The sequence below is a fragment of the Mesorhizobium sp. M7A.F.Ca.US.006.04.2.1 genome (assembly GCF_004022915.1).
Classification (GTDB): domain Bacteria; phylum Pseudomonadota; class Alphaproteobacteria; order Rhizobiales; family Rhizobiaceae; genus Mesorhizobium; species Mesorhizobium ciceri.
Window position 1 is genome coordinate 1 of record NZ_RZQA01000390.1, and the last position, 5,809, is coordinate 5,809.

At 64.2% G+C, this 5,809-nt stretch carries 7 protein-coding genes; 6 read left to right on the plus strand and 1 reads right to left on the minus strand.

Features of this window, described 5'->3' with window-relative positions; all coding sequences use genetic code 11:
- The 5 genes from EN925_RS20320 to EN925_RS20340 form a co-directional block, all read left to right on the plus strand.
- On the plus strand, window positions 1-533 hold a 533-nt coding region (locus tag EN925_RS20320; protein ID WP_164894297.1), incomplete at its 5' end, for a lytic transglycosylase domain-containing protein.
- Window positions 534-538: 5 nt separating this feature from the next.
- Entirely contained in the window at window positions 539-1,027 is a 489-nt protein-coding gene (locus EN925_RS20325; RefSeq protein ID WP_024504138.1) for a GNAT family N-acetyltransferase, read from the plus strand.
- A 282-nt stretch (window positions 1,028-1,309) separates the two neighbouring features.
- Complete coding sequence (locus EN925_RS20330) at window positions 1,310-2,578, plus strand: ABC transporter substrate-binding protein (RefSeq protein ID WP_127368175.1); 1,269 nt, start codon at window positions 1,310-1,312, stop codon at window positions 2,576-2,578.
- A 46-nt stretch (window positions 2,579-2,624) separates the two neighbouring features.
- Window positions 2,625-3,587 carry a sugar ABC transporter permease gene (locus tag EN925_RS20335; RefSeq protein ID WP_127368176.1) on the plus strand — a complete coding sequence of 321 codons (963 nt, stop codon included), beginning with the start codon at window positions 2,625-2,627 and terminating at the stop codon, window positions 3,585-3,587.
- 1 nt (window position 3,588) lies between these two features.
- The gene (locus EN925_RS20340) at window positions 3,589-4,413 is read left to right on the plus strand and encodes a carbohydrate ABC transporter permease (protein ID WP_128336852.1); all 825 of its coding nucleotides are present in this window, start codon (window positions 3,589-3,591) and stop codon (window positions 4,411-4,413) included.
- Between the two features lie 28 nt (window positions 4,414-4,441).
- On the opposite strand, the gene EN925_RS20345 is transcribed toward EN925_RS20340, so the two are convergent.
- Window positions 4,442-4,777 carry a hypothetical protein gene (locus EN925_RS20345; protein ID WP_013530101.1) on the minus strand — a complete coding sequence of 112 codons (336 nt, stop codon included), beginning with the start codon at window positions 4,775-4,777 and terminating at the stop codon, window positions 4,442-4,444.
- Between the two features lie 145 nt (window positions 4,778-4,922).
- On the opposite strand from EN925_RS20345, the gene EN925_RS20350 reads away from it, so the two are divergent.
- Window positions 4,923-5,666: a DUF899 family protein gene (locus EN925_RS20350; protein ID WP_164753717.1), complete on the plus strand. Its 744-nt coding sequence runs from the start codon at window positions 4,923-4,925 to the stop codon at window positions 5,664-5,666.
- Window positions 5,667-5,809 lie beyond the last annotated feature (143 nt).

Below are 5,809 nucleotides of genomic sequence, written 5' to 3' on the forward strand. Positions count from 1 at the left end.
CGACCGCGGGGCGGATCGTGCCGGCAACCGCCAAGGGCGACCGCATGCCCGGCGTCCAGCAGGTCGCCTATGTCGTGCCGCAGAACCCGGCGGCCCTGGTCCAGTTTCCGGCAGGGCCCGTGCAAGAAGAACACGCGACGGGCGTGCGTGGCGATGTCGAGCGGCTGATCGAGAAATATGCGGCGATCTACCAGGTGCCGGTGGACCTGGTGCGCCATGTCGTCAACCGCGAGAGCACCTTCAACCCGAAAGCCTACAACAACGGCCATTGGGGACTGATGCAGATCAAGCACGCGACGGCACGCGGCATGGGCTATGACGGACCGGCCAAGGGCCTGTTCGACGCCGAAACCAATCTAAAATACGCGGTCAAATATCTGCGCGGCGCCTGGCTGGTGGCCGGCGGCAACGCCAAGAAGGCCGACTGGCTCTATCAGACCGGCTACTATTACGACGCCAAGCGCAAGGGCCTGCTCGAGGCGACCGGCCTTGGCCGCGACCGCCAGCGCCGTCGCCTGCAACCCGACGCCTGAGCGCGATGCCAGAACCGCGCCCGCCGGCCCTGAACGACATCCGGCTGCGCAAGATCCTCGACGAGACGCTGGTTCCGCCGCACTGGCCCGACGGCTTTGTCATGCGCAGTTTCGAGCCTGGTGACGCGCCCGCCCTGCATGCGCTTTTGACGGAAGTGTTCGATGACGGCGCCGATGGTCCGTTCGACGAGTGGTGGCCGCGTATCGCGGACGATCCCGAATTCGACCCGGCGCTGTGCTTCCTCGTCATCGACGCCAAGGGCCGGCTGGCGGCGGCGGCGCTGTGCTGGACCCGCGCCTTCGTCAAGGATCTTGCCGTTCATCCCGAGGCGCGCGGCAAGGGTGTTGCCGAAGCGCTGATGTGGCACGCCTTCGCCGTTTTTCGCGAACGCGGCGCCGACCATGTCGACCTCAAGACCAACACGGTCGAGAATCCCGCCGCCGTCCGGCTCTATGAGCGGCTGGGTATGATGCCTGTCGCCTGGGAAGGCTAGGGTGCTGATATTCAGGTGATGCCGGCCCGCAAATGATGGCTTCCTGCGCTTCCGGTGCTCACGTACCCAAAAGTACGCTCCGCTCCGGTTCTCGGAAACCACCATTTTCGACTCGGCCTGACCTGAATCTCAACACCCCCTGATGGGTGTCGCCTCACGCAGGAACGGCGCGATTTGGGAACCCAAAGCGCCGCTTCGCATTCAATGGGAGGTGAGGGCCTGACAAGCTGCCGGCGCGTGGGAGGATTTTCCGTGGCCGGCCGCGGAGGGACGTCCATCACCATGAAGTTTTCTCACGCATTCCTGGCGCTCGGCGTCGCCGCCATGCTGGTTGGTACGCCGGCGCGGGCCGTCGAGCTGTCGATGGTGTCGGGCGATACCGGCGACGGCATCAAGGTGCTGCGCGAGATCCTCGACCGTTACGAGAAAGACAGCGGCAACAAGGTCAACATCGTCGTCATGCCGACGTCCGGGACCGACCAGTTCGGCCAGTACCGGCTGTGGCTTGCCGCCGGAAACAGCGACATCGACGTCTACCAGACGGACGTGATCTGGGCGCCGCAGCTCGCCAGCCAGTTCGTCGATTTGACCGCAGCGACCAGGGACATCGTGGCCGAGCATTTCCCGTCGATCATCCAGTCGCAGACCGTCAACGGCAAGCTGGTCGCCTTGCCGATCTTCACCGATGCGCCGGCGCTCTACTACCGCAAGGATCTCCTCGACAAATATGGCGCCAAGGTGCCGGCCACCTGGAAGGAACTGGCGGACACCGCCAGGCTGGTCATGGATAAGGAACGTGCAGCCGGCAATCGGGATATCTGGGGCTTCGTCTTTCAGGGCAACGCCTATGAGGGGCTGACCTGCAACGCGCTCGAATGGGTGATGTCGAATGGCGGCGGCCAGATCATCGAGCCGGACGGCTCCATCTCCATCAGCAATCCAAAAGCGGCGGCGGTGCTCGATATGGTCAAGGGCTGGGTTGGGACCATCGCGCCGCCCGGCGTGCTCGCCTACCAGGAAGAGGAATCGCGCGGCGTCTGGCAGACCGGCAACGCGGTGTTCATGCGCAACTGGCCCTATGCCTATGCGCTCGGCAACGGCGAGGGCTCGCCGATCAAGGGCAAGTTCGACGTGGCGCCGCTGCCGGCCGGCACCGGCGAAGGCGCCCGACCGGTCGCGACGCTGGGTGGCTGGAACCTCGCGGTCTCCAAATATTCGAAGCATCCGGATGCCGCGATCGAGCTGGTCAAGTTCATTGCCTCGCCCGCGATGCAGAAATACCGCGCGCTGAAGACGTCCAACCTGCCTACCATCCAGGCGCTGTATGACGATGCCGACATCGCCAGGCAACACCCGATTATTCCGCGCTGGAAGCAGATCTTTCTCAATGCGGTGCCGCGCCCCTCGGCCGCGACCAGGATCAAATACAACGAGGCGTCGAGCCAGTTCTGGAACGCTGTTCACAACACTCTCTCGGGCGACGGCACTGCCGCCGACAATCTGGCCGACCTCGAAGCGACGCTGACCAAGCTGAAGGGCCGAGGCTGGTGATGATACTGGGACAGCCGGCCGGCGGGACCGCAGCGAGCGGAGCGAGATGACAGGGATGAAACCGGAAACAGCCAAGGCCGCGCACGCGCCGTTGAGGGCACAGCGCGTTCGCTCGGCGTGGCTTTTCCTGGCGCCAATGCTTCTGGTGCTCGCCGCGGCGGCCGGCTGGCCGCTTGCCCGCACGGTCTATTTCAGCTTCACCGACGCCTCGCTGGCCGATCTCGACGCGCGCCAATGGGTCGGCTTCGCCAATTACTTTTCGGTACTTCACATGCCAAGCGGCCGGACCCTCTATGACGGGTTGCTGGTCGACCCTGTCTGGTGGCGTGCCGTCTGGAACACGGTGCGCTTCACCGTGATTTCGGTGACCTGTGAGACCATCCTCGGCACCATCGTTGCCCTGGTTCTCAACGCCGAATTCCCAGGCCGCGGCATCGTCAGGGCGGCGATCCTGATCCCCTGGGCGATCCCGACGATCGTCTCGGCGAAGATGTGGCAATGGATGCTCAACGACCAGTTCGGCATCATCAATGTGGTGCTGCTCAATCTTGGCCTGATCAGCACCAAGATCGCCTGGACGGCCAACGCCGACACCGCGATGGCGGCGGTCCTCATCGTCGATATCTGGAAGGCGACGCCATTCATGACGCTGCTCATCCTGGCCGCGCTGCAGATGCTGCCGAGGGAGATCATCGAGGTCGCCAGGCTCGACGGCGCCAACCCCTGGCAGATCTTCTGGCGGGTGACCTTGCCGCTGATCCGCCCCGCGCTGTTGGTGGCGGTGATCTTCCGCGCGCTCGATGCGCTGCGTATCTTCGACCTGATCTATGTGCTGACCCCTAACAATGTGCACACCAAGTCGATGTCGGTGTTCGCGCGCGAGAACCTGTTCGAGTTCGACAAATTCGCCTATGGCTCCGCCGCCTCGACCCTGCTCTTCCTCATCCTCGCTCTGCTTACCATCGTCACCATCCGGATCGGCCGGATCAGCCTGGACGGGGACCGCTGAGATGTGGATCGTGAAGCGCACGGCCTTTTATCTGCTGGTCGCGGGAATCGTCTTCGTCGCGGTGTTCCCGTTCTATTACGCGATCGTCACCAGCCTGAAATCCGGGACCGACCTGTTCCGGGCTGATCTGTGGCCAACGACGATCAGTTTCGCCAATTACCGGCATGTGCTGACCGAGGGCGCCTTCGTGCGCAACCTCGCGAACTCGCTCTTCGTCTCCGGCGCAGTCGTCGCGCTGTCGCTGTTGCTCGGCGTCACATCAGCCTACGCGCTGGCGCGCATTCGATTCCGCGGCCGCTCGGCCCTGCTGTTCATCATCCTGTCGGTGTCGATGTTCCCGCAGGTGGCGCTGCTGGCCGGGCTGTTCGAACTGGTCCGCATCTTCGGCCTCTACAATTCGCTGTTCGCGCTGATCTTCTCCTACATGATCTTCACCTTGCCGTTCACCGTCTGGGTGCTCACCACCTTCGTCCGCGACCTGCCGGTCGAGGTCGAGGAGGCGGCGATCCTCGATGGCGCGACGCCGTGGATCATCGTCACCCGGGTCTTCCTGCCGCTGATGTGGCCGGCGCTGGCGACCACCGGACTGCTGGCCTTCATCGGTGCGTGGAACGAGTTCCTGTTCGCCCTGACCTTCACCTCCAACAACGCACAGCGGACCGTGCCGGTGGCGATCGCGCTGCTCTCCGGCAACTCGCAGTTCGAGATCCCCTGGGGCAACATCATGGCCGCCTCGGTGATCGTCACGGTGCCGCTGGTGGTGCTGGTGCTGATCTTCCAGCGCAAGATCGTCTCCGGCCTGACCGCCGGCGGTGTGAAGGGGTGAGGAGCGGTCGGCGTAGTGCGGACCGTTGTCAGATGTCCGGCGCGTTGCCTATCTTCTGCTTGAGATCAAGCGCCCAGGTGCGGCCTTCGTCGCCGCCCCACAGCAGCCAGGCGATGTAGCCGGCCGAAGGGTTCTGCTCATTGCCGTAGTTCCTGCCGCGCTTGTCGACCTCGTGGCGGGCGAAATAGCTGACCATGCGGCGAATGGTGGAGGGCGCGAGCTTTTCCCGGTTCTTCAGTTCGGTGGCGCGGGCGACGCCGATCTCGGTGCCGCCGCGGCCGAATTCTCCGCGCAGTCTGAGGCCCTTGGCGGCATTGTCGGCCACCACTTGCGGGCAGCGCAGATCGATCTCGTCGTCGTGCATTTCGTCCCCCGGATCACGCTGCCCGAACAGGGATTACGACATATCACCATGCGCAATAAATGTCGGAGCCGATCACCGCCAAACGTCCTTGGGTCGCAGAGCAACCGCGCCGGGACGCCGGCGCCGCGACTTGAAGGAGCCGATCATGATCACCTTTCCCAACGAATCCGCGAAATACCGCACCGCGCGCGAAAAATTGCTGAAGAAGGAAATCGAGCTGCGCCGCGCCATGGAAGAGGTCGCCGAGGCCCGGCGCGCGCTGCCGCCGGGCGGGCCGATCCGCCAGGACTATGAATTCGACGCACTGAATGCCCAGGGCAAGCCCGCGAAGACAAGGCTGTCGGAGCTGTTCGCGCCCGGCAAGGACAGCCTGATCCTCTACAACATGATGTTCCCGCGCCACCCGCAGGAGAAGCGCGATGTGGCGACCAGCGGCGGCACGGCGAAGCTCGCCCGACCGGACCAGCCATGTCCGTCCTGCACGGCATTGCTCGATCAGTTCGACGGCGCGGTCGGGCATCTCCAGGCGGCCGGCTTCAATTTCGCGGTGGTGGGCAAGACCGCGCTCGAAAACCTGGTCACGCTCGGTCGAGATCGGGGCTGGCGCAACATGCGGCTGGTGTCTTCGGCGGCCAACAGCTTCAAGCGCGACTACAATGCGGAGGCGGCCGACGGCTCACAGATCCCGCTGCTGTCGGTGTTTCACCGCGACCCCGACGGCATACGCCATTTCTGGAGTTCGGAACTGGATTTCGCACCGACGGAGCCCGGTCAGGATCCGCGTGGCCTCGGCACCTGCGAAACGCTTTGGAACCTGATGGATTTCACGCCTGAAGGCCGCCCGAACTGGAACGAGCAGCTGCAATATGGCGAGGCTTGCTGCCACTGAAAGGTAGCTCTGGTCAGCCGCCGCGGTTCGGGTAATCGAGGCGACACGCGCAGGCTTCTTCCTCATGACCTGCAACCGGAGTGCCCAAGCGACGTTGGATTGTCCGAGGGACAATTCCAACCGGAGACATGCCATGAAGACGC

Excerpts from the sequence above, each read along its gene's own strand:
- EN925_RS20325 (WP_024504138.1), top strand. The coding sequence starts at position 539 with ATGCCAGAACCGCGCCCGCCGGCCCTGAACGACATCCGGCTGCGCAAG.
- EN925_RS20330 (WP_127368175.1), top strand. The coding sequence starts at position 1,310 with ATGAAGTTTTCTCACGCATTCCTGGCGCTCGGCGTCGCCGCCATGCTG.
- EN925_RS20335 (WP_127368176.1), top strand. The coding sequence starts at position 2,625 with ATGACAGGGATGAAACCGGAAACAGCCAAGGCCGCGCACGCGCCGTTG.
- EN925_RS20340 (WP_128336852.1), top strand. The coding sequence starts at position 3,589 with ATGTGGATCGTGAAGCGCACGGCCTTTTATCTGCTGGTCGCGGGAATC.
- EN925_RS20345 (WP_013530101.1), bottom strand. The coding sequence starts at position 4,777 with ATGCACGACGACGAGATCGATCTGCGCTGCCCGCAAGTGGTGGCCGAC.
- EN925_RS20350 (WP_164753717.1), top strand. The coding sequence starts at position 4,923 with ATGATCACCTTTCCCAACGAATCCGCGAAATACCGCACCGCGCGCGAA.